The 24,659-nt window shown below is 43.6% G+C and carries 15 protein-coding genes; 7 read left to right on the forward strand and 8 right to left on the reverse strand.

The window, feature by feature from the left end; genetic code table 11:
* Positions 1-89: 89 nt before the first annotated feature.
* Positions 90-2,537, reverse strand: coding sequence for an acyl-CoA dehydrogenase FadE (fadE, locus tag L2730_RS15270; RefSeq protein WP_248975381.1), 2,448 nt, complete (start codon positions 2,535-2,537; stop codon positions 90-92).
* Positions 2,538-3,046: 509 nt separating this feature from the next.
* On the opposite strand from fadE, the gene L2730_RS15275 reads away from it, so the two are divergent.
* On the forward strand, positions 3,047-3,823 hold the full coding sequence (locus L2730_RS15275) for a class II glutamine amidotransferase (protein ID WP_248975456.1): 777 nt from the start codon (positions 3,047-3,049) through the stop codon (positions 3,821-3,823).
* A gap of 125 nt (positions 3,824-3,948) precedes the next feature.
* Here the strand turns inward: L2730_RS15275 and L2730_RS15280 are convergent, their stop codons facing one another.
* The 5 genes from L2730_RS15280 to L2730_RS15300 all read right to left on the reverse strand — a co-directional run bounded on the left by L2730_RS15280 (position 3,949) and on the right by L2730_RS15300 (position 12,773).
* A complete protein-coding gene (locus L2730_RS15280) occupies positions 3,949-4,566 on the reverse strand; it encodes a MarC family protein (RefSeq protein ID WP_248975382.1) in 618 nt (205 codons plus the stop codon).
* A gap of 116 nt (positions 4,567-4,682) precedes the next feature.
* Positions 4,683-5,774, reverse strand: coding sequence for a response regulator (locus L2730_RS15285; RefSeq protein WP_248975383.1), 1,092 nt, complete (start codon positions 5,772-5,774; stop codon positions 4,683-4,685).
* Positions 5,775-5,797: 23 nt separating this feature from the next.
* The gene (locus L2730_RS15290; protein WP_248975384.1) at positions 5,798-11,317 is read right to left on the reverse strand and encodes a response regulator; all 5,520 of its coding nucleotides are present in this window, start codon (positions 11,315-11,317) and stop codon (positions 5,798-5,800) included.
* Between the two features lie 280 nt (positions 11,318-11,597).
* The gene (locus tag L2730_RS15295) at positions 11,598-12,389 is read right to left on the reverse strand and encodes a DUF3108 domain-containing protein (RefSeq protein WP_248975385.1); all 792 of its coding nucleotides are present in this window, start codon (positions 12,387-12,389) and stop codon (positions 11,598-11,600) included.
* A 30-nt stretch (positions 12,390-12,419) separates the two neighbouring features.
* Positions 12,420-12,773, reverse strand: a complete 354-nt coding sequence (locus tag L2730_RS15300; protein WP_248975386.1) for an MGMT family protein — start codon at positions 12,771-12,773, stop codon at positions 12,420-12,422.
* 222 nt (positions 12,774-12,995) lie between these two features.
* Here L2730_RS15300 and L2730_RS15305 point away from each other — a divergent pair, with 222 nt between their 5' ends.
* The gene (locus tag L2730_RS15305; RefSeq protein WP_248975387.1) at positions 12,996-13,664 is read left to right on the forward strand and encodes a hypothetical protein; all 669 of its coding nucleotides are present in this window, start codon (positions 12,996-12,998) and stop codon (positions 13,662-13,664) included.
* A 661-nt stretch (positions 13,665-14,325) separates the two neighbouring features.
* On the opposite strand, the gene L2730_RS15310 is transcribed toward L2730_RS15305, so the two are convergent.
* A complete protein-coding gene (locus L2730_RS15310; protein WP_248975388.1) occupies positions 14,326-16,047 on the reverse strand; it encodes an MFS transporter in 1,722 nt (573 codons plus the stop codon).
* Between the two features lie 229 nt (positions 16,048-16,276).
* On the opposite strand from L2730_RS15310, the gene def reads away from it, so the two are divergent.
* The 5 genes from def (at position 16,277) to L2730_RS15335 (ending at position 23,845) form a co-directional block, all read left to right on the forward strand.
* Complete coding sequence (def, locus tag L2730_RS15315; protein WP_020912426.1) at positions 16,277-16,768, forward strand: peptide deformylase; 492 nt, start codon at positions 16,277-16,279, stop codon at positions 16,766-16,768.
* A 210-nt stretch (positions 16,769-16,978) separates the two neighbouring features.
* Positions 16,979-18,475 (forward strand): translesion DNA synthesis-associated protein ImuA, encoded by a 1,497-nt coding sequence (gene imuA / locus L2730_RS15320; RefSeq protein WP_248975389.1) that lies wholly within the window; start codon positions 16,979-16,981, stop codon positions 18,473-18,475.
* Between the two features lie 24 nt (positions 18,476-18,499).
* Entirely contained in the window at positions 18,500-20,071 is a 1,572-nt protein-coding gene (locus L2730_RS15325) for a Y-family DNA polymerase (RefSeq protein ID WP_248975390.1), read from the forward strand.
* A complete protein-coding gene (locus L2730_RS15330) occupies positions 20,071-23,244 on the forward strand; it encodes an error-prone DNA polymerase (RefSeq protein WP_248975391.1) in 3,174 nt (1,057 codons plus the stop codon). Before L2730_RS15325 ends, L2730_RS15330 begins: the two co-directional genes overlap by 1 nt.
* Positions 23,245-23,329: 85 nt before the next feature.
* Complete coding sequence (locus L2730_RS15335; protein ID WP_248975392.1) at positions 23,330-23,845, forward strand: tRNA-uridine aminocarboxypropyltransferase; 516 nt, start codon at positions 23,330-23,332, stop codon at positions 23,843-23,845.
* A gap of 60 nt (positions 23,846-23,905) precedes the next feature.
* Here the strand turns inward: L2730_RS15335 and trhA are convergent, their stop codons facing one another.
* Positions 23,906-24,595 carry a PAQR family membrane homeostasis protein TrhA gene (gene trhA, locus L2730_RS15340; RefSeq protein WP_248975393.1) on the reverse strand — a complete coding sequence of 230 codons (690 nt, stop codon included), beginning with the start codon at positions 24,593-24,595 and terminating at the stop codon, positions 23,906-23,908.
* Positions 24,596-24,659 lie beyond the last annotated feature (64 nt).

Here is a 24,659-nt window from a genome sequence, read left to right on the forward strand (position 1 = left end):
ATTAGGGTTAGTTCTTTCAAAACCATTAAAAAAGCCAGTCGAGATAATCGACTGGCTTTTTGGTGTGAGCTTAGCTTTACAGGTTTTTGCTATGCAGCTTGTTCCTGCTTAGCAAACTCAAGCACGCGAGCTTTTAGCTCTTCAGGGTCAAAGTCATCGACATTAATAGACTTCATACGACCGATTTCAGCACGCTCTAATAGCGCCACTTCATCTTCGCTCAGAACACCTAACGCTTTACCTTCAGCGGCTATCTTATCTAACCACATAAACGGTAGACGCTTACCTGCAGCTTTACAGACTTTGTCGTAGATAGGTTCTGACGCCAAGATGTCCTTAAAGGTTTGCTCTTGGATACCAACGGGGTTGTGCTCACTTGCCGTCCAGAATTGGCCTTTACCCATACGCTCACGACTGGCGCAAGGGGTTTGCATAATCTTCGCAACCTTATGGTCTAGCACGTCTGTTGGGCGTTTTAATGGACGACCAAATGGGAAGATAATGGCACGCAGTGGTAGACCAAGACCCATAGGGAAGTTGTCTAGTAGATCATCGAGTGATGTTTGCAGCTTGTGCAGTGAATCTTCAACGGCCCACTGTACTAAAGGTAGATCTTCAGATTGACGACCTTCATCTTCGTAGCGTTTCAATGTCGCAGAGGCAAGGTACAACTGACTGAGCAGATCACCTAAACGAGCTGAGATGCGCTCTTTACGTTTTAGGTTGCCACCGAGTGTCGCCATAGCAAGATCTGACAGTAGTGCCAAGTTTGCACTGAAGCGGTTCATTTGCTGGTAGTAACGCTTAGTTTTATCTGAATAAGGTGCGTTAGAGAAGCGGCTTGAGGTAAGGCCTAACCAGAAACTGCGAACTAAGTTGCTGGTGGTAAACCCAATATGACCAAAGATTGCGGCGTCAAAGTCTCGCAGACCTTTGTTTGCGTCAGTATCAAATGCTGACTCCATTTCTGCCAGTACATAAGGATGACAGCGTATAGCGCCTTGACCATAAATAATCATTGAACGGGTAAGAATGTTTGCGCCTTCAACCGTAATGGCGATAGGCGCTGCTTGATATCCACGACCTAGGTAGTTTCCAGGGCCTAAACAGACACCTTTACCACCGTGAATGTCCATTGCATCAATAACACAACCTTGCATTCTGTCGGTTAGGTGATATTTAACAATCGCTGAGATAACAGAAGGTTTCTCGCCTAAGTCGATACCCGTGGTTGTTAACGTGGTCACGGCATCCATTAAATAAGCATTACCGCCGATGCGCGCCATTGGCTCTTCAATCCCTTCAAGCTTGCCGATAGGCAGTTTGAATTGACGACGAATGCGAGCGTATGCACCTGTGGCTAATGCAGCAGTTTTAATGCCTCCCGCAGAGTTAGAAGGCAGGGTAATACCACGGCCAACAGATAGGCATTCAACTAACATTCTCCAACCTTGCCCTGCCATCTCTGGACCACCAATGATAAAGCTAAGTGGCACGAAGACTTCATTACCGCGGGTTGGACCATTTTGGAACATGCAGTTCAGTGGGAAATGCCTGCGGCCTGTTTCAACCCCTTCAATATCAGTAGGAATAAGTGCACAGGTGATGCCTAGCTCTTCTTGTTTACCGAGTAACTGATCTGGATCGCGAAGCTTAAAGGCAAGACCGAGTACGGTTGCGACTGGCGCTAGAGTAATATAGCGTTTGTTCCAAGTCAGTTTCATGCCTAACACTTCTTCACCTTCCCATTGGCCTTTACAAACGATGCCGAAATCTGGGATTGCGCCTGCATCACTACCAGCTTCTGGGCTAGTCAGTGCAAAACAGGGAACTTCTAAGCCTTTTGCAAGGCGTGGTAGGTAGTGGTCTTGCTGAGCGGTCGTACCGTAATGCTGCAGTAATTCGCCCGGACCGAGTGAATTAGGCACACCTACGGTTGAAGCCAGTTCGCTGCTTAAACCTGCAAGCTTTTGTAGCACTCGCGATTGAGCGTAAGCTGAATACTCTAAACCGCCATATTTCTTTTTGATAATCATGGCAAAGAAACCATGATCTTTTAAATACTGCCAGATCTCTTCTGGTAGATCGGCTATCTCATGAGATACTTGATGCTGGTTAAGCATCTTACAGACTTCTTCAACTGGACCATCTAAAAAGGCTTGCTCTTCAGCACTTAGCGTGGCTTTTGGGTAGTTGTGAAGTTTGCTCCAATCAGGTTTCCCTGCAAATAGGTCGGCTTCCCACCAGGTGGTACCTGCTTCAATCGCTTCTTTTTCCGTGGTCGACATTTCAGGCATGATCCCGCGGTACATTTTTAGTAGCGGACGGGTAATGACATTTTGTCTGAAAGAGCTAAGGTTAAGCGGTAGGGCGATAACAAGAAACGCAACCCATAATAGCGGGCTGATAACTGCTGTACCTGTACCGATAGCCATCACTATGGCAGCACCCATGGTCGCAGTGAGTAGGGAGACTCTTAAATAGGCAAAAGCGCCTATGGTAAAAATCATCGCCAAAATCCAAAGTAGGGTAGTCACTGTAATTCTCCTTTTAGTTGTGACTTATCACTTGCAGCGAGTCACTTATTTGCGGGTCTACTTCACAATTATAGTCTGTGGTCAGACCTGTGTCTCATAAAATCTAAACCCAAGTCAGTTTTAATACAAGCCTTTTTCAAACAAATGTTTAAATTATTTGTGTTAAGGGAGCATTCCACTATGCGCAGCAACTGGTTAGAATGGGTTAATAGAGTTGTAGCTTATACCAATCAGTATAAGTAGTTGATCTACTCAGAGTGTTTTTGGCGAACTAATTCAAGGCGGGTAAATGACACAATGGTTATTCCCTTATGAGTTTATTCAACGCAGAAGTAGGAAGCCAAAAACACTCCTTACAGGCGAGTTTTAGAGGCTTTGATTCTGTGTTAATGAACTTGGATGTAGAATAACTATGTTCTTCATTCATTGCTTTACCTCAAAGTCGCTAAACTCTCGCTGAGCGATCAAATCTTTATACTGATTGGTATTATTGAATGGGATTAAGATTAATGTGTGAGTTACTGGCCATGAGTGCCAATGTACCAACTGATATTGTGTTTAGTTTTACAGGCCTTGCCGAAAGAGGCGGGGTAACCGGGCCACATATTGATGGTTGGGGAATTACTTTTTATGAAGGTAAAGGTAATCGTACATTTAAAGATGCACGCCCAAGTAGCGAATCCCATGTTGCAAAGTTAATTAAATCCTACCCGATCAAAAGTGAAGTGGTGGTGAGCCACATAAGACAAGCTAACCGTGGTGGAGTGTCATTGGAAAATACTCACCCTTTTACTCGTGAGCTTTGGGGACAGTATTGGACTTATGCCCATAACGGTCAGCTAAGCGATTATCAAGATAAATTTATCTCTACACGCTTTAATGCGGTGGGTGATACCGACAGCGAGATGGCATTTTGCTGGATAATGGATAAAGTGGTTGAGCAGTTTGGCAATAAAGCGCCTGACGATATGCTGCAAGTGTATCGCTTTATTGCGACCTTAGCGGACGAAATCAGAGCGCTTGGCGTATTTAACATGATCTTAAGTGACGGCGAACACTTAATGAGTTATTGCAGTAATAACTTGTGTTATATCACTCGATGCGCGCCTTTTGGTAAAGCTAAACTGATTGATACCGATGTGGTGATTGACTTTAATAAGGAGACTACCCCTAACGATGTGGTGACCGTTATTGCCACTCGTCCACTGACAAAAAATGAGCAGTGGAACGTGCTAGCTGCAGGGGAATGGAAACTGTTTAAAAAAGGTGAATTACTGATAGGCTGAATAAAAATGTGAATCACCATCAAGCTCTATCATAACAAATCGGTATATGGAAGGCGGGTATTGAGCAGATACCTGCCTTTTTTTGCTGCAGTTTTATGCTCTCCAAATTGTGTTTAGCACACTCCTTAATGAATATTAGCAACTACAGCACTGGCGCCATCTATTACCATTTGCACACCGATAACTGCCAAAATTAGCCCCATTAAACGAGTGACTATACTTAAACCGCTTTCGCCAATGGCGGATATTATCTTAGATGAGAAAACAAAGCAGATAAACGTAATTAGGCAGAGCACTGCAAAGGAAACCACAGTTAAGCTGATTTCTTGCCAACCACCAGCGGCCGAGTAATTCATTGCGGTGGCGATGGTACCGGGTCCTGCAAGTAATGGCACTGCGAGAGGCGAGATAGCGATATTGCTATCTGAACTTGCCGCTGCTGTATGCAGCTTAGAGCTTTGTCCATGTAGCATATGGTAACCTACAAGGAACACCAAAATGCCACCCGCTATACGCAATGCTGGCAGCGATATACCAAATAGGTGGAAAATGGTTTTACCTAAAAACGCAAATAGCACTATGATGACGAAAGTAACCATCAGTGATTTAAATGCAATTTTTCTCTGCTCGGTATTACTCATACCAGCCGTTAGACCAGCAAAAACGGTTGTGTTAGCAATAGGGTTCATGATTGCAAAAAATGCCATGAACACGGTTAATAAGTGTTCAACAAATTGGTTCATCAGTATTTTTTCCTGTAAAAATAATTACTAGTAGTTATTTACAGCAGAATACGTGATTACTTTAGTTTTTACTATCAGATGGTTACTGTTTTTCTTAGTGCGATTAGGCTGCTCCGTTAATCTTGGTCGAGGAACCGCAGCGCAATAGCATTAAATTCACCGGTTATTGTTAAGAAACAATCAACCATGTTGGGATCAAAATGGCTGCCACGTCCCTTGGAAATAATACTGACTGCTTTTTCATGGCTGAAAGCAGGCTTGTAAACTCGGCTGCTAATTAGCGCGTCGTATACATCTGCAATGGCCATTAATCTTGCCGACAATGGAATATCTTCAGCGGTTAACCCTTCAGGGTAACCCGTTCCGTCCCACTTCTCATGGTGGGAATAGGCGATCTCTTTGGCGAAGGTTAGAAAGTTGTCAGCCACTTCTATCGACTTCTCAGCAGCTACAATGGCATCACGTCCATATGCGGCATGCTTTTTCATTATCTCAAACTCTTCTTCTGTGAGCTTGCCAGGCTTTAGCAATATACTGTCCGCAATACCGACTTTGCCGATATCATGCAGCGGCGCAGACTTGTACATGGCGGTTATGACTTCAGGCGTTAATTGCTGTTGATATTTCGGTATTTTTGCTAAAGCTTGTGCTAACACCCTGACGTAATGCTGGGTACGACGAATGTGATTACCTGTTTCGGGATCTCTTGATTCTGCCAATGCGCCCATTGCTACCATTGCTACATCTTGAAGCTCTGCAAGCTGATTGGTACGCTCAATCACCCGCTCTTCAAGGATCTCATTTTGTCTCTCCATGAGATCTCGAGATGCTTTTAGCAGTAGGTGATTCTTGACACGCTCTTTGAGGATTGCAGGGCTGATAGGCTTAGTAATATAGTCAACCGCGCCAAGTGCTAACCCTTTAGTTTCATCGTCCTCTTGTACTTTTGCGGTTAGAAAAATGATCGGAATATCTTTGGTTGAGTCCTGTGACTTTAACTGCTGACATACCTGATAGCCGTCCATTTCAGGCATCATTACATCGAGCAAAATAAGATCGGGCTGACGTTTTTCAATGATCTTCAGTGCCATCTTGCCACTTAGAGCGGCTTGAATAAGATAATCCTGAGACAATATTCCTTTGACGACTTCAATGTTGGTAGTGGTATCATCTACTGCAAGAATCGTTGCCTTCTTTACATCGACCATTGTTATATTCCTTTATTATTGGTTTAGGTGACGGCATCATTTTTATCAATTGTACTCAAAAGCAGTTTGAGCTGTGACTCAGCGGTTTCAAAGTCGTATTGAGCCAAGGTACCAAGTAACACTTCTGCAGCTTGTTGCACCTCCGGTGGTAGTTGGCATTCGAGCAAGGTTTCGATGCCATCAACCGCAGCAGAGTCAAAATCCTCTATTTGCGCCTCAATGACTTTAAGTTGGTGAACTATCTCATTAACTGCAAGGTAGTTAACTTGTTGTGCAGGATCTGTTTGTTCATGCAATGACAGCAGTTCAAGACTAAAAGCTTCTATGAGTGTTTCAGCTTCGTCGAAATCATATTGTGATAGTGCTTTATAAAGTGATTGGCCGACTAGTGAGTCATTAGCTGATTGTAGCTTTTCAAACAGGGTATCTAAGCTATCGATTGCGGTGCTATCAAGTTGCTCTATTTGTTGATTAAGGTTTTCAAGCTGCCTTTTTAATTCAGCTTTAGATATCGCACTACCGAGCGTTGTGGTGTTTGCCTTTGTTAATGCCTGTTCAATGGTCTCAATCATTTTATTGAGCTGTATTTGGCACTCGTCTATAAGTCGCTGTAGTTGTGTATCTATAACGCAATTATTGTGCTGTTTTTGCTGTTTTTGCTGGTTGAGGTTGGATTCAATTTGCTCTGCTACAGGTACCACAAACATTGCGCCGACATTGCCCGCCACTCCTTTTAATGTATGAATGGCAATTATTGCACTGGTTATATCGTTATTGGCAATTGCTTGGCTTACGGTGGCGACAGCATCCCCTTGGGATTGCACCACTTTAGCTAACATTTTCTGGTATGCCTTTTGATTGCCAGACATGCGCGCCAGTGCACTGTCGACATCAAAATCGGGTAGCTCAAGCTGCGCTATCTTTTCATGTGTATCCTTGCTACTAACGGTTTGAGGTAACTCTTTTCCTGTTGGCTCAATCCACTTTGCCAGTGTTTTGTACACCTCTTGCGGGTTAATAGGTTTTGGAATATGGTCATTCATCCCAGCTTCAAGGCATTTCTCCCGATCGCCACTCATCGCATTGGCCGTCATGGCGATTATAGGAATAAGCTGTCTGTTAGGATTGAGCCTAATATTTCGGGTGGCTTCGTAACCATCCATAATCGGCATCTGAATATCCATTAAGATTGCATCATATGGATTAGCTAACGCCATATTGACAGCCTCTTCACCATTGCAAGCTGTTGACACTTCGATGCTTGCCATATGGAGCAATTCGGTGGCAATCTCTTGGTTTATATCATTATCTTCAACTAATAATACATGGGCTCCCACGATATCTTTTGCTGCGGAGGTATTTAGTTTACCGTTCTGATTGGCTGTGGGTTGGGGCAAGGTTTTGCCCATTACTGCCATTACTGTGTCGAATAGGGTTGAGGCACTGACGGGTTTGGTTATTGCACTATCAAGTTGCACTTTGTCCGCTTTTTTTAGCATTTCATCACGGTCGTAGGCGGTGACGATAACCAGTTTAGGTGGATTGACTAATTTGTCGTCATCTTGAATAGTTTTGCAAAGTGCTAGGCCATCCATCTGAGGCATTTTCCAGTCAGCCAATACCAGTTGGTAGGCTTCTCCTTGGCTATCTGCCAATTTAATTTTTTCTATTGCTTCAGCCCCTGTCGCGGCTAAGTCTGGTCGAAACCCTAGACTCTCGGATAGGGTGAATAAAATCTCTCGTGCGGCAACGCTATCATCGACAATGAGCATGGGAAGATCTAATAAGGTCTCTGACGAGACTTCAGCCTGTGTGGTATCCATGTCTGCTATGGCAAACTTAGCCGTGAACAAGAAGGTACTGCCTTCACCGTATGTGCTCTCAACCCAAATCTCACCCGACATTAACTCGGTTAATGTCTTACAGATTGTCAGTCCTAATCCGGTTCCCCCATATTTTCGGGTGGTCGATGCATCGGCTTGGCTAAATGATTTAAACAGACGACTTTGCTGTTCAGGCGTCATGCCTATGCCGGTGTCTTTAACCGAGAACTCAATGGTTACATGCTGCTCGTCCTGCATTGCAGCACGGGCTTTAATTATAATCTCGCCCTCTTCGGTGAACTTCATTGAGTTGTTGGCAAGGTTTATCAACACTTGTCCCAGTCTTAAAGGGTCGCCAATGAGGTCAACAGGTAGATTGGGTTCGATATCGATGAGCAATTCTAACCCTTTCTGTTGGCTCTTATGGGAGATGATTTGTACCAGATTGTCAAAACTATCATTAAGGTTAAACTGTGTTGTTTCTAGCTCCAGTTTTCCAGCTTCAATTTTAGAGAAGTCTAGAATATCGTTAATAATGCCTAGTAATGATTCGGCTGAATTTTGGATTTTGGTTACGTAATCGGATTGCTTTCGATTTAATTCTGTCTGCTGAGTTAAATAGCTCATACCTATGATGGCATTCATTGGTGTGCGTATTTCATGACTCATATTAGCTAGGAAGTCACTTTTAGCTCGGGTTGCTTCATCTGCTGTTTTGACTGCTATTTCAAGCTGTCTGGCATTTTCTTTTTCAGTGGTAATGTCAATGAAGTTGCCAACCAGACCGCCGGGGTTGCCATTACTGTCCTTAAAGCCGGTTACCCAATATAGCGTGTCGTGCACCTTGTTATCGGCAAAGGGGATCCGCATCTCCTTTTTGATGGTGGTTTGATTCGATATGACTTCATCGTCTTCTGCTTGGTAAAGCTTGCGATCCGCTTCGCTCAAATAGGTGAGGTCATTAACCGTTAAACCTACTAAGTCTTTAGATTCAACTTGAAATATCTCTTCGTAGGCTTTGTTAAACCCTAAAAACTTGCCATTAGCATCTTTATAAAACAGCGGGATTGGGACGGTATCTATCAGTAATTGTTGGAACTTCATCTGCTCTGCTAATGATAGTGTCGCGCCTTCGGCCTTTTGCATGGCAGCTTTTAAGGCTTCAGTTCGCTCTTTAACAAGTACTTCTAACTCTTTACGTGAGCGTGTTAGTGCGCGGGTTGCTCGGGTACCGACCCGTAAGGTAAATAAGGTGCTGCCCAATAGTAGGGCTAATGAAATAAACACAATCGACCAAGCGGTGTATTTAAAAATGCGAATAAGAGCAAAGGACTCATCGACGTCAACCTCGGCGGCTAGACCCATGTCGAGGTTTTCATCCCATAGCCAACTACCGACAACTTGTACACCTCGGTAGTCATTGTAACCTTCTAAATTAAAACCTGATTGCTTATTTGTGATCCCCGCGGACATTAAAGTTAACGGCCAATCTGCATCGGGGGTTACGGGGTTTTTAGCATTAAGTAAATTGGTACCGGGATCTGCAATACGCACATTTAGTGAAGCGTCTTGATCTTGTGTTATAAGTCCAATATCGCGCAGTTGGGTTTCAAATCGGACGTTAGATAATAGTAAACCTGTTTTATCTACGGCGTAGGTTTCTCCACTGTGACCTATAAATCCGGCCGATAGAATGGAAGAGAACTCGCCATTAAAATTCACTCGTTTGGTCATAATGGCAATAACTTGATTGTTGCTATTGACCACTGGCGCGGCAAAAAACATCGTTGGGGGCTTATCAACGATACTAGTACCGGATTTATTGTCAAAGAAAACGTCTGATCTGATGGGGGGGACGAACACACTTTCGCCTTGGAGCACTTTTTCTAATAACTCGGGGCGCTGCAGTTGAATAATATTGATAGCACCAATATTGGCATCACGGCGAGAAGATACACTGATTTTGTCAGGGGCGATAATGAAGAAGCCAAAGGAGCCTGGCTCGCCTTCACGATCATTAAAGAACTTACGTACTTTGGCTTGAAGCGTTGCTTCAAGCAGTGACTCTCTGTCTCTTGGCAGCACCAGTAGCTGTTCAACTAAATCGACCAAATCTCGATTTCTACCCACTTGCTGCAAACTGTTGAGCTCATAATCGACCCAAAAAAACAGTCGTTGATGCGTTGAAGCGAGTAAGGTTTGTAAGTTGTATTCGACTTCGCTCAGTGTTTTCTGCTCTGCAAGTCGGGTGACCATGGCGATAACACCAATAAGCACTATAGATAAAACCGTAAGCCCTATATAGATCGCACGTTTAAAACTTTTGGAGCTAAAACGTGTGGCGAGTTCTTTGTCATTAGCTTTTAAAATTCGAGAGCTGACAATGGTGGCAAATATGAACAGGGCTATAACGATTAGCATGATCGTAAATAAAGAGTCTAGGTACTCAGGTTGCTCCTCTTGTGTAGGCTCAACATCTGAGGTTAACCAATCGTTCTTAGTTAACATCAAATCTCTTAGTTTTAGTGAGTCCAGTCCTTTTTGCAAAATAGAATGCAGAATAGGGTAGCGCTTAGTGCTAAAAAGGTGCACCGAAGTCGGTGGAAACACATCTTCATCTATTGCTCTAATTTGCTCAGCGTTACCTTGTTGACGGGTTGCGTGTTGAATAGCTAACTCAGAGTCAAGTAGTGCATCCACTTCACCTGATAAAACCATCTTAATAGAATCATCAATATCAGCTGTCTCTACGATAGTGATATTAGGGTATAGCTGGATGAGTTTTTTACGACTGGTATAGCCCTGCGGCATTGCAATTGTGGCGTTGGCCAGATCACTATTAGTGAGTAAATGAGTATTTTTGTTTTTTACATGAAATAGTTCACGAACTAGAAAGAAAGGCTTGCTGTAATTACCGAATGCTTTTCTGTCTTCTTCATAATAAGCATCGGGGAGTAGATCTATTTCGCCACGTTTAAAGGCGTCTACATTACTATTCCATTCGCCCTGTTTGATCTCAAACTGTAACCCGGTATTTTTAACTATCTTGTTGATGATTGCGCCAGCTAAACCACCAATGCTGCCATCTTCTTGCATAAACAACATGGGCGGCCAATTGTCGATGCCAATCACCACTTTATGTTCAGCTATCCACTTCTTCTCTTCAGCGGTTAATATGGCTTTTTGATCGGAACTGTCCGTCGAGGTTGCAACCCTAGCGCTAAGTGTTTCGGTAAAAGTGATAATGTCGTTGAGGTAGTCATACTTTAGTTTGTGATATTCATCGCCGTTGATTATCGCCATAGCCAGCTTACGATCACCCTGTTTAATAGCATTTATCATTTGGCTTTCTAATGCGACGAGCTTTAGGTTTGTGCTTTCTAATGCTTTGACTAATTCGTTATCTTGTGGGTTTTTCCTTGATAAAAGCTGATCAATTAACTGGGTAAGTTTAGGCTCATATTGGTTATAACGATTCAACCATTTTTCATCTCCTGAAAAACCATAGCTGAGTACTGAAGATGTGAGGATTTCATCATAATACTTTAACTCTGTAGCGATATTTTTAATATCAGCCGCCGACAACTGCGTCTGGTATGCTTTTGGTTGGTCTGCAGCATAAGTGTAAGAAAATGTCAGGCCAATGACGAGGACAGTGTATAAGAAAAACCATTGCAACCTGTTAACCAGCTTTCTATTTTGTAGAATGACAGAGTGCATGTTTTACGTCCTAGTAACATATGTAAGGGCTGTCTTAAAACTACACAAGAATGTTACGTCTAACAAGGAAAAAAGTTCATTATTCTTTGAATCAGTAGAAGTTTTTTATTTTATCTTTTCGGAAGTTAAACCTAAACAAACAGGCTTAAGGAAGGGGATAAACAATGGCTAATTGGGTTAATGTGTTTGTATGTGTAAACGAGCTAAAGCTTCTCTTATACTGATTGGGCTAGGTAGACGAAAGGTAGAATCAGCTCGTTATAATAAAATGCAACAGTATCTAGTTATCTGCTCCTTCATCTTGTGGCTTTGTCATTTCAGTTAATGCTTGCTCGGGAGTGGCAGCCGTCGGGGCTATTTCTTGCTCAAATTTATAGTTGAGTAGGGTGATATCGAGTTGTTTACTGCCTTTTTCAAAATGAGTTAGGCGGATTGGTAGGTAGCTTAATTTTGGCGCCATCCAGAAAAAGGTTTGTCGTTTAGTACTGTCACGTTTAACCTCAAACTTTATAGTTTGATAGCTCCCACTTTCAATATTCACCCGCTCTTTTCCGACAATTTTAAAGCCATAGTCATCAATCTCTCCCTCTTTCACCATGGTGTAATGCAGCTCCTCTTTCTCTGCTACCATGTCGAGCCTAAATTGTAACTGCACCATGAGTGGGTCAAACAGCTGCTCATCGTAAGGGAATTTTGCTCGTTCATCTTTATAACGACTATGAACGATGTTTTGCCCTTTGGCGAAAGCTATTTGCTCCCTAAAGTTGGGACCTGTCCCAGTTCTTTCTACTGAGTAGCGCATTGGAATGAGTTGATTATCGTCTAGTGTAAATTCGCTGCGGATATGACGTTGGTCAGAAAGCATGAGTAGACTAACGTCGCTGTCAAAACGGTAGCGGAATTGATCACCCTCGGGAGCCGCTAAAATGTAACGTGCACGGCCAAGTTCAATACTGCCATAGTTGACTTGATACTCTGCGGTGTGAGGCGTTAGAGGCGTAGTGTCTGCAATAACGATGTTGCTTGTAAACAGTAAGCTGACCGCAAATATAATCGATGATTTTCTAGACAAATACGTCTCCTTTACATTGAGTTTTAGGCTTCAAAAGGGTATTGAAAGTACTAATGTTGCCATATCCGGTCGCCACTCGTGATCTGATAATTTCACTTTACCGCGATTAACCATAACACCTTCGCCGCGTAGTCGCTCCATTTGATCAATATAAGGTTGGCTATGCTCTGCAAAAGAGATTTTACCTTGACTATTGATCACTCTATGCCAAGGCAGAGCGAGTGAATCAGGCGCTGCCTTTAGTGCTTTGGATACATAACGCGCTCGACCTGGTAGCCCAGCTAAATCTGCTATTTTTCCGTATGAGCTAACTTTCCCTTCAGGGATCATAGACACAATATGCCATATTTGCGTCATCGGTGAAGCTTTGATATCGCTTTGCATTTACCACTATCCCTAGATTTTATACTGATTGGTATCGAATACTATCGCTAATTTGTATCACTCTACAGTGCTTTTAAGCATTTTTAATGCGTTTAATTACGTTACGTCTGTTAATGTTTTGCGTGCATGCTGCGCACTTATTAGTGCATTGTAATATAAGGTAAAAGTTCTTGCTGACACTTGGTGCTAACGTAATAATAGCGCTTTTTTACGGTATATATCATGTTTATGCAGGTTACTAAGCCTCTTGTTTGTTCATTGTTGCTGTCTACTTTTTCCGTGCCTGCTTTAGCCGAACAGTATCGCCATATTGCTGATCCACTGAATCTCAGTGATTCGCTCTATGTGGGTTTTGATGGTGATGTACTTAAAGTGGGTGGTAGTCTAGCCACTAGCCAGCAAAAATTTTCGGGTAATACAAATACCGGCGGTGATAAATGGCATTTGGGTTACCTTTACTCAAGTAATCAGTGGCACCTGCGGGCGTCGATTGATCATGGTAAAACCGATACCCCTGATGGTAGAGCGAGCCATTATCAATATCAACTAGGCTTAATGCATGAGCACAAAGGCTGGCTAAACACCCAAGTATTTACTGAGTTAGCGGTTAACCATTTGGCGGTTAAATCCTACACTGATAGCACTGCAGCCAATGCCAGTATGACAGTCCTTAAACCTATCACAGAACATTGGTATAGCGAACTGTACGCCAGTGCGAATGCGGGGATTGACGGCGTTGAGCGTTTTGATGCTCGAGGTTGGCTGGCAATGGGTTATCAAGTTAACCCACAGTGGTCATGGGTCATACGCTATCAGTATGACTGGGAAAAACTTGAGGATGTTGAAAGCGATGATACTCAATGGGTGTTTGCGGTACGTTCGCAGTTCTAATTAATCCCCGTTCTACTTGAAGATGCTCGTTTCAGAGGCACAAAGCCTTCTGCGATGGGCTTTATACCAATTGCATTAAGTATTTGGCCAGTTCAGACCCCCTCAGTCTTTTCAATTCAAAGCGCATCGGTAAAGAAATGGCTACTCCCTTTTAAGGCAATGCAAAGCAGAAGTTGAAAGACTGAGAGGCTCACGTAGTGCGGCTGAGGTTAAACAAATTGGCAAATCGCTGTATGATTCGCTATGGGATTTGGATATACGACTAAATGGTCTATTTTGTTCCATACAAAATAAGACATTCCGGCTCTCCTTGGCGGTCAGATTTAGGAGGTACGAGACCAAGGATGGTCGAAGGTAGAATAATGCAGGAGCAATTATCGAGAGCGAAGCAGGATGCCAGAGCCGAGAATAACTATTAGCTCAAATCCCGCTACTTGCCTACAGTGTTTTGAATTCCCGCTGAATGGTCAAACTTTTAATGCAATTGGTATTCCTCAGAGTTATTGATTTTACCAAGGGAATTAGTGGTAATCAGTGCCGTGATTAAAGTCCATTAAATTCCCACTGGATCATACATCTTTAGGCAGAACGGGTATAGATAAAGCCCGCGCAAATAGTATTTGTGCGGGCTTTATAATGATGATTTAACGCTTATATCAATTTAATTTGCTTGAGCAAGCTCGGCACTAACCTCATCTTGCGCTTGCGGGGTTACGCCAAATTTATGGAAGATGATCAAACCAAAAGCGGTGAGTAGCCCAAGTGCACCAATAATGAACCACATTAGATCTGGGCGTTCAGCACCTTTAGCGACTTCACTGTAAAGGTAACCAGATAGCGGCCCTGCCAGTAAGAATCCAATCGCTGATGATACAAAGTAGTAACCCATGAACATGGCTTTCTTGTCATTGGGAGCAAAGCTTGCGACATACTCTTGGCTCTTTGGAGACGCAACCATTTCGCCAATCGAGAACACTAAAATAGATGTCAGTACCATCGCGCCGCCCATCACAGCACCATGCGCAAATCCGCCAATTGCAGTACCCAGTGCGAGAATAATCGTACCACCTACCAATACTGGCAGTGCTTGGAAGCGTTCAACAAAACGACTGATCAATAACTGCATCAAAACAATCGACAAGAAGTTAAGTCCAATTAGATACTCTGGATTCACTTGGCGATAATCATTAGCCCAGCTTTGGGCATATTGGGCTGCTAAGGCAGGGGTTTGGCCAATAGCGGAAAATGCTTGGCCTATTTCTGCGGTAGGCACCATCACTTTGGCATGAACTAGCTCAAAATAGGCTTGCTTGGCGTTTAATGTACCAGCACTGAACTCCTGCGCTAAGCGAGTTAGTTCTGATTGCAGTAACGTGGTATCGACAGGGGCAAAGAACTGCTGCAAGTCACGGTAGTTGGCTAGCATTAGCACTAGATCGGTAGTGTCGACAAAGTCGCGAATATAGATCGGCAAAGTAATGAAAATTTGCTGATAAACCATCCATAGTCCAGATAGAATAAGCAGGTAGATCACAAAAGGTTTATTACCTAAACTAATTTTTTGACTATACCAAGGCGCGCCTTTATTAGAGGAAGCTAGCTTGTCCCAAATAAGGTGGCCTGTGAACCAAGCTGCGTAGATGATTAACGTTGTTTCTCCAGTGAGCCACTTCGCGCCATAGGACATTAATATTATGAGCGTGCCAAAAAACAAAATAGCAAAGCGAGCGTTACCGAGTACTTCTTGGATATCGTTAAAGACAGCTTTGAGTGGCTTACCTTTTTGACTATTTTGATCCGTTGGCTCTTTGTAGAAGAATAGTGCAGGAATAAAGTTAAGTCCGATCCAGAATGCGGACATAATAAACACCCAGTCCCAGCTGATGGCACGCACATAGCCTGCAATGAATGGACCTAAGAATCCACCGATATTAACCATCATGTAAAAGATCCCAAAGCCAAGGCCACGGTTTGTATCATCGGTTGTACGAGCCACAGTGCCAGTGACTACAGGTTTGAAACATGCAGCTCCGACCGCGACTCCCATAAAGGCAATAAAGAAGCCTGTAAAGCTATCAACTTGGCCAAGTAAATAGTAACTGGGACACATGATCGCATAGGCGACTAAGAACATTTTTCGGTAGCCATAGCGGTCAGCGAGAGCCCCCGTTAGTACAGGAAAGAGATATAAGAAGAAAGGGATCATCCCCTGTAAAAGGCCACGTTCTTGGTCTGAAAAGCCGAGTCCACCTTGGTTTTGAGGTGATGTCATATAAAGGGATGACAAGGCAAAGAATCCATACCAAGCGAGTCGCTCGAAGATCTCCATGGTATTGGCAACGAAGAATGTAGGGGGTAAAGGGGATCGCACAGCTTGTGACATATTATTATCCGTATATTTTATACATTAATTCGAATATAACATAACTTGTTAATGAAATGGATCTATTAGTGGATTTTTGAATTTTTAGCGAAAGCTAGATAGTGGGTTTGTTATTCTGAGATGAGAGTTGCTAGTAAATTTATCCCTCTAAATTTAGAGGGAGTTGCCTTTATGGGGGATTCGGTCATAATAGCGCGAATTTTTTAGTTAATACTAGTGTGATAATGATATGGCAGTGTTAGACATTTTAACCATTCCTGATGTTCGACTTAAGCGTAAAGCTGAGCCTGTGAAAGACATTGATGCAGTGCAGGGTTTTATTGATGATTTAATTGAAACCATGTACGACACCGATGACGGTATTGGGCTTGCAGCCACACAAGTGGGTAGCTTACACGCGATTTTGGTTATCGATTTGTCTGAAGAACGTGATCAGCCTATGGTATTAATTAACCCTGAAATTGTTGAAACTCGTGGTGAGTTCCAAGGTGAGGAGGGCTGTTTGTCTATCCCTGGTTACCGCGCTAAAGTGAATCGCCATGAAGGTGTTAAGGTCACTGCATTAGATCGCACCGGTCAAGCATTTGAAATCGATACTGATGAGTTTCTTGCTATTGTGCTGCAACATGAGATGGATCATCTTAAAGGTATAGTGTTTACCGATCACCTATCAATGCTGAAACAGCAAATAGCGCTTAAAAAAGTGAAGAAGTATAAATAGTTCATTCACTGTAACCCGCTTTGATAACGCCCCTCTTTTTAGAGGGGCGTTTTTTTTGGCTTAAAGATCTCAATCGAGTACTTGCGATCTTAATAAAGATAATTATACTGTACGTATATACAGTATTTGTTGTGTTGGAATCTTCCCCGTTTATATACAGGTGAACCCCTTCAAATAAATACGCTTTTATCATGAAGAAAAGGTGTAGATATGGGGCGTTCAAGTGCGAAGGCATACTCGTTATTTCAAAATACGATGGGATCAGAGCCGGTTGATAGTGTGAGACTCCTAAACCCAGCTGAAGCTAATGCTAGCTCATTGAGCCAATTATTGGCGCGGCAAGATATTTGGCGTGGGCAACAATGGCAGCAGCAACAATTTGCTTACTCAACGGGTTTCTCATTACTTGATGAACACCTTGCTGATAATGGTTGGCCGCAAACCGGGGTATGTGAAGTGCTGTGTGACGGTGTCGGTCAAGGCGAACTGAGTATGGTATTACCTATGCTCAGTCAATTGATAGGGCATAGTCTATCTTCAGCAAAAAACGCCGCACAAGAGCAAGATTCGATGGTTATGCTGGTGGCACCACCTCATATACCTTCGGCGCAAGCTTTGTTGCAGCAAGGGCTTGAACTAGCGCGTTTAATTTGGATTGATACAGAAGAGAGGAAAGAGCGTTTGTGGGCTATTGAGCAGGCACTTTCGAATGGTAGTGTACCGCTAGTGTTAGCTTGGTTAGATAACTTGTCGACCACTGAAGCGAGACGTTTACAACTAGCAGCAGAGAAGGGCGAGTCGCTATGCATGCTTTATTTGCCAAGCCGTTGTGCACAGCAGTCACACCCAGTGAACTTACGCTTAGCGCTGCAGCGACAGCATTTTTCGGCTCGAAATAGCGTTAATCACCACAGTGCTCATCATGACCATGCAAACTCAAGCGCTACGTCTATGTTGAAATTGGTGCCTAAGCAAGCCGCATCAACCCCATTTTTAAATAGCCAGTTAGGTATGACTGAGGTCAATATTATTAAACGCAGAGGAGGCTGGCCTAGCCCTATGTTTAGCTTACCCTTGCTAGCGCCACATATTAAGGAAAGTCTACTTGGAGTCGATGCTTACCCGATGCAAAATACCTTACAGGAAGTGAGCTGTGATGTTGAGTTGCACAGTTGTGAGCAGTTTACTCAAGCGCACAATCAAGCACCCTTTGAAACGTTATTGATAAACATTGAGGAAGGGCTTGCCGGTTATAGTGCGGTGTTTAGTCAGCCACAGTTACCAATTACGGTTAGTTATCAGCATGCACTTATCAATGTGACTAATGCGAGGTTCGCCATGACAACGCTGACTAGGACAAGTCTTGCTAGACATCGCACAGAGAATCGGATTAAAGAGCAGAACAGCTTTAATCTTCAACCGGTTGTTCAAGAAACGACACAGAATAAAGAGTCTGCTTTATCCCTTGAACCTATACGCAGATTAAGCCTGCAAGCCACGAACTCTCTTAAAAGCCCCGTTAGTGAGTTTGTGCAGGGAACTATTAAGCAAGATGATGAACTTGCCGCTACTTCGTTTTCTAATGTTGGAGATTGGCTTCAAGATACACTTGATGACGCTGCGATTAGCTCCACTGCTGATCTGTGGGCTGAATCCTCTTATAGCCCGCTACCTGCAGTAGGTAATCTTGCTCACAAGATCCATTAACCCTTATAAAGGTCGTTGATTGATATGTTATGGCTAGCTGCCCATTACCCACAATGGGCATTGCAATATTTTTATTATCGTAATGAGCTAGAGCAAAGCACAGCAGTATTACTGTATGAGCCGAAGTCACTGCTAGTGCTTGCGCTTGATAGTCAGAGTGAACAAGCTGGGGTGAAATTGGGAATGAGCCTGTCTACTGCGCAAAGTTTAATGCCATCGGCGATGTTGGTGGAGTTTGACGCCTCTATGAGTCAACAGGCTTCAGATTGGTTGTGTCAATGGAGCTACGAGTTCAGTGCTCGAGTCGTACCGCTACGTTGCTCCTTAACCGATGAGGATCAAAAAAAAACGTCGAAAACTAAGCTTGATGTTGATGAATTTGTGCCCAATACACTGCTACTAGAAGTCAGCTCAATGGCACTTATTTTTAATGGTATCGATAAGCTTATTGAGCAGTACCGCCAACGCGCTACAGCGTTAGGTTTAGAGGTTTCACTTGCACTCGCCAAGACCCCTTTAGCGGCGCAGTTACTTGCGTGTGATATTTCAATGAGGTCGCAACAAGCTAAGCTTACTGCTGAAGTTTTTAGTCCAAATGACTATCTTAATGCCGATAAAACTTTGCAGTTACTTAATCAACTACCGATTGCTTTATTGCCTTTATCAGATTTTTTAAAACAGAGTTTGCACGATATTGGCATCAAATCTTTTGCATCACTGTCTGCTTTACCTGATAAAGATCTTGGGCGACGCTTTGGAGCAAAACTGTTGCAGTTACTGGCTAAAATATCAGGTCGCTTACCTCAACCGTTAAGCTATTTTGAGCTAGAAGAAAGTTATCAACAAAAGCTCACCTTACTGCATGAGGTTGAATCAATGCAGGGAATTGTTTTCCCCTTGGGCAGAATGCTAAAAGAGATGGCAAGTTACTTACAGCTGCGCCAGGTTGCTATTCAAAAACTGAAATTGAGCCTCATCTATCGTGACAACGATCGAAGTCAGCTCGATATTGTTATTCATTATCCTTTTGCAGAGCATCGTAGTGATAGTTTACTGAGTTTATGCCGTATGCAACTTGAGCGGGTCACTCTGTATCAACCTGTGGTTGAAATGGTTATTCATGTCGACAAGTTCGTCCCCATTGCAGTTAATCATGACAGTTGGTTTGGGCAGCAAAAAGCAGCACAGGGGCAGAGATCAGAAAAAGCATTGCGGCTAATGGCTCTGCTGGAAGCAAGGCTTGGTAAAGGAAAAGTAAAAGGGTTACAGGCTACTTCTGCGCACCTGCCAGAGGAGAGTTGGATGGCTACCGACCTGTCAGTAACAGCTAAACGGCAGCAAACATTGCCTGAAGCTGCATCTGGCTCAAGTGCTCTGTGTGCTGGAGCATGTCGCCCAAGCTGGTTGTTAACCACGCCAGAGTTGATCGCAATTGAAAATATTGAGCTTTTAAAAGGACCTGAAAGGCTGCAAACCCTATGGTGGCAAGAGCCGCAAATATCTCGAGACTACTATGTTGCCAGCCATTATCAAGGTGGACTGTGTTGGGTCTTCAGAGACGGTAATCGCTTCTTCTTACAAGGCTGGTTTGGCTAATGTATGCCGAGTTACATGCTATCTCCAATTATACTTTTCTTAAAGGTGCCTCTCACCCCCATGAGCTGGTTGAGCAAGCCGCTGAGCTTGGTTACCAAGCGATTGCCATTACAGATGAGTGTTCATTTGCCGGGATAGTCAAAGCGCACGAGGCTGCTAAAAAATGTCAAATACAGCTGCTGGTGGGCACTGAGTTTCAGTTAGCTGAAGGCGTATTCGTATTACTTGCCATGAATCGTAAAGGCTATGGTCAGATCAGCCAATTGATCACCACTAGTCGCCGTCGAGCTGAAAAAGGCGAGTATCAGCTGCAACTCAGTGAATTGCAGCAGGGCTTAGACAACACAATCTTATTATGGCAACCCGCTTCGCTAAAATCGATCAACAGCACCCTTGGCGAGCTTCCGACACAAATTGCTACTTACCAGGCTGATGTATTAACGGTTGGACAATCTCTTTATCGGCAGTTTCCTCAGCGTTGCTATCTGTTGATGGAACGAAGCTTAGTGGCCGGTGAAGCTTTAAAAATCCAACTTTGGACACAGATTGCCAAGCAGCTGGATATGCCTTGCGTGGCAGCCGGTAGCGTGCGCATGCATTGTCAGCAGCGGCAAAAGTTACAAGACGTGCTTACTTGCATTCGATACGGTACTGAGCTGGCACAAGCAGGGGAGTTGCTACTGGCTAATGCTGAAACCGCGCTAAAGCCGATAGCTACACTCTATAAGCGCTATCCAAAGGAATGGATTGAGAATAGTTTATCGATAGCGGAAAGATGCAATTTTAATTTGCAGGAGCTTAAATATGAGTACCCAAGTGAGGTGGTGCCTAGTGAATTATCCGCAAGTGAATATTTAGCCCAAGAGGTTTATAAAGGTGCATTGCGCCGCTTTAATCATCAAGTACCAGCAAGTGTCACAGCGCAATATGAGAAAGAGCTGGTTTTGATTAAAGCGATGCAATATGAGTACTTTTTTTTAACTATCTATGACATTGTTCAATACGCAAAGTCACAACAGATTTTGCATCAAGGCCGCGGCTCTGCGGCAAACTCAGTCGTTTGTTACTGTCTTGGGATCACAGAGGTCGACCCCACTAAAGTTAATATGTTGTTTGAGCGCTTTGTCTCGAAAGAGCGCAATGAACCACCCGATATTGACGTTGATTTTGAGCATGAACGTCGTGAAGAGATCATTCAATATATCTATGGTAAGTATGGTCGGGAGCGGGCAGCATTAGCGGCGACAGTGATAAGTTATCGCTTTAAGAGTGCACTCGCAGATGTGGGCAAGGCGTTGGGGATCGATAAGCAATATTTAGATCATATCCAGCACAGTATCGATAGGCGCGACACTGAAGTTGACTGGTTGACGCAGCTACAGGAAAAGTCACTGTTACCTCGCGAAGGGATGGGAAAATACCTGTTTCCATTAGTGCAGAGCATTTTGGGCTTTCCAAGGCACCTGTCACAGCACGTTGGCGGTTTTATTATCTCCTCTGGCCCGTTAAGTGAGTTGGTACCTGTTGAAAATGCATCAATGGCGGACAGAACGGTTATTCAATGGGATAAAGATGATTTAGAAAGCTTAGGGCTGTTAAAAGTCGATGTGCTAGCACTAGGAATGCTAACGGCTATCAGAAAGTGTTTTGAGCTTATCAGTACGCCCGAGCAGCGCTTTACTATGGAGCAGGTTAAGTGGGAGCAAGCAGCTGTGTATCAGATGCTGCAGCGTGGCGATAGCATTGGAGTGTTTCAGGTCGAGTCCAGAGCGCAAACCTCAATGTTACCAAGGCTTAAACCCCGTTGTTATTATGACTTAGTGGTCCAAATTGCCATTGTTCGGCCAGGACCTATTCAGGGTGATATGGTACACCCCTATCTAAAGCGTAGAGATGGCTTAGAAAAAGTGACCTACCCAAGTAAAGAGGTTGAGTCGGTATTATCGCGCACCATGGGGGTGCCTATTTTCCAAGAGCAGGTGATTCAACTCGCGATGGTTGCAGCTGGCTTTTCTGGCGGTGAAGCTGACAAATTAAGACGAGCAATGGCGAGCTGGAAAAAGACTGGAGAACTGCAACAGTTTGAGGATAAGCTGCTTAAAGGGATGCTGAGCCGTGGTTATTCGGCTGAGTTTTCTAAACAGATCTATCGGCAAATAAGGGGGTTTGGAGAGTATGGATTTCCAGAGTCTCACTCGGCAAGTTTTGCATTGTTGGCATATGTGTCTGCTTATCTGAAGTATCACTATCCAGCAGCATTTTGCTGTTCGTTACTTAATAGCCAACCTATGGGTTTTTATAGCCCCTCGCAACTGCTCCAAGACGTGCAGCGCCATGGGGTGGCGGTACTCGCAGTGTGTGCGAATCGTAGCCAGTGGCAGCATACATTAGTGACAATAGCAGATAATCGTATCGCGATCCGTCTAGGTTTTCGCTTGGTAAAAGGCCTAAATAGACAAGAGATCGAGAAGCTGATTCAGCAGCGACCTGAGCAAGGCTTTACACACATTGATCAAATTTATTACTTAGGTATTGCGCGTCATGAATTGGAAACACTTGCCAGTGCCGATGCGTTTAGCCAAATTGCGGGCCATCGTCATCAAGTGCGTTGGCAACTCTCTGCATGCCAGCCAAGTTTGCCGTTATTTGATGATATGTTAGAAGCTGGCATGAACTGTAAACAGGAAGGAGAACGAGTATTACCAGCTCCCGGCGGATTGAATTCGGTTGCAGGCGTGACGCTCCCAAGCCCCAGTGTTGCTGAGTCTATGCAGGCTGACTACGCCTATACAGGAGTGACACTTGGCCAACATCCGATGAGTCTATTACGGGGGCAACCTTGCTTACATCATTGTTTGACTGCTGAGCAATTGGATGAATGTCGTAGTGGTCAAGTAGTCACAGTGGCTGGACTTGTGGTTGGACGACAGCGCCCAGGTACGGCTTCTGGCGTTACTTTTATTACGCTAGAAGATGAAACTGGCAACGTAAACTTAGTTGTATGGAGCGCGACGGCAAGAGCGCAAAGACGAGCTTATTTAGTTGCAAAAATCATGAAGGTGACTGGGGTTCTAGAGCGTAAATCGGGCGTGACTCATGTGGTCGCGGGTAGGTTGACTGATATCTCTGTGGCGTTAAATGAGTTAGTTATACGTTCAAGAGACTTTCATTAAACAGCCAAGGTAAAGGAGTAGTGATTTACTAGAGCTGGTAAGCTTGGTATATAATGACCGAGTCTATTGTAACCGAGCAAAACTATTGCAAATTATTCTGTTAACCCATGAGCGGGAAGTCACCCGTCCGACTAATACAGGGCAGATCGCTATCAATGTTTATCCTGAGCATTGCCAACGCATCATTTGGGCAAGAAAAGCACCGGATGAAACATTACTAAATCTTCTTAAAACAGAGGATTGCGCTTTGTTGTTTCCTGATGAGGCCGTAGCAGAAAAAGCTGGCTTAGCTGAAGTTAGTTGTACAGAAAACCATGAAAACTATATTAGCAAATCCAGGCCTAACACTTTGGTCATCTTAGATGCGACATGGCAAGAAGCGCGTAAGATGATCCGCCGAAGTCCATATCTCAAAGAGGCAAAGAAATACGCTTTAACAACGAGTCAAAACTCTCAATTTAACTTAAGACGTAACCAAGTTGACGGCGGACTTTGCACCGTTGAATGTATCATCGCACTTTTTAAACAAGCCAATATGCTAAATGAGGCCGAAGTATTAGCTATCGAGTTTGAACAAATGCTTAGCCAAGCTAAAGGTTAGCAAACAGCTTTATCATTATTTTGATAAAAACTGCTTGCATAGGCAGGATTAATGCAGGCTTTAAATCACGGTCAAGTAGATACACAGAAAATGACTGATCGCACCGCCTAATACAAACAGGTGCCATATGGCATGATTGTATGGAATGCGTTTAGCTACATAGAATATAACCCCTAAGCTATAAAACAACCCGCCAATAATTAACAGGTTAAAGCCCAAAGGCGACATGCCTGCAATCAACTCTTTCATTACTGTCACGCAAAGCCAGCCCATTGCAAGGTACAAGAGCAAACTGAATACTTTGAAGCGGTTAATAAACAGGGTCTTAAACAAAATACCACCAACGGCCAATGACCAGATTGCAATTAATACTAAGTTAGCATTCTCATTGCCGGTTTCACTGTTTAAGCTGATCAGCATTAATGGTGTATAGGTACCTGCTATAAGAAGGTAGATAGCACAATGATCTGCCACTTTAAGCTTATGTTTTAAAACAATATCGGTTGCACTGTGGTACAGCGTTGAGCAAAGGAAAAGTAAAATGATACTGGCGCAATAAACAATAACACCAGCCATTTGGACAAAGGATAAATGCTCATAACCTTTGAGGATGCACATGATCAAACCTACGACACCTGCAACGACACCTAGCCCGTGGCTTAAGCTGTTTGCAAGCTCCTCTTTAACACTATAACTCGCGTTAGTGACCACATTGGGTTTTGAAGAAAGGGTAGATTCTTGACTCGACATAGGGGGAAACGACTTCTGGTTAGACCACGATTATCTGCAGTGTATCAGCTTTAATCATAAAAGC

Origin of the sequence: Shewanella kaireitica, assembly GCF_023284045.1 — a bacterium.
GTDB classification, from domain to species: Bacteria; Pseudomonadota; Gammaproteobacteria; order Enterobacterales; family Shewanellaceae; genus Shewanella; species Shewanella kaireitica.

What these genes read in the sequence shown, in the direction of transcription:
- L2730_RS15275 (WP_248975456.1), top strand. Translation starts at nt 3,047, where the DNA reads ATGTGTGAGTTACTGGCCATGAGTGCCAATGTACCAACTGATATTGTG.
- L2730_RS15325 (WP_248975390.1), top strand. Translation starts at nt 18,500, where the DNA reads ATGTTATGGCTAGCTGCCCATTACCCACAATGGGCATTGCAATATTTT.
- L2730_RS15290 (WP_248975384.1), bottom strand. Translation starts at nt 11,317, where the DNA reads ATGCACTCTGTCATTCTACAAAATAGAAAGCTGGTTAACAGGTTGCAA.
- def (WP_020912426.1), top strand. Translation starts at nt 16,277, where the DNA reads ATGGCAGTGTTAGACATTTTAACCATTCCTGATGTTCGACTTAAGCGT.
- L2730_RS15280 (WP_248975382.1), bottom strand. Translation starts at nt 4,566, where the DNA reads ATGAACCAATTTGTTGAACACTTATTAACCGTGTTCATGGCATTTTTT.
- trhA (WP_248975393.1), bottom strand. Translation starts at nt 24,595, where the DNA reads ATGTCGAGTCAAGAATCTACCCTTTCTTCAAAACCCAATGTGGTCACT.
- L2730_RS15300 (WP_248975386.1), bottom strand. Translation starts at nt 12,773, where the DNA reads ATGCAAAGCGATATCAAAGCTTCACCGATGACGCAAATATGGCATATT.
- L2730_RS15310 (WP_248975388.1), bottom strand. Translation starts at nt 16,047, where the DNA reads ATGTCACAAGCTGTGCGATCCCCTTTACCCCCTACATTCTTCGTTGCC.
- L2730_RS15285 (WP_248975383.1), bottom strand. Translation starts at nt 5,774, where the DNA reads ATGGTCGATGTAAAGAAGGCAACGATTCTTGCAGTAGATGATACCACT.
- imuA (WP_248975389.1), top strand. Translation starts at nt 16,979, where the DNA reads ATGGGGCGTTCAAGTGCGAAGGCATACTCGTTATTTCAAAATACGATG.
- L2730_RS15305 (WP_248975387.1), top strand. Translation starts at nt 12,996, where the DNA reads ATGTTTATGCAGGTTACTAAGCCTCTTGTTTGTTCATTGTTGCTGTCT.
- L2730_RS15330 (WP_248975391.1), top strand. Translation starts at nt 20,071, where the DNA reads ATGTATGCCGAGTTACATGCTATCTCCAATTATACTTTTCTTAAAGGT.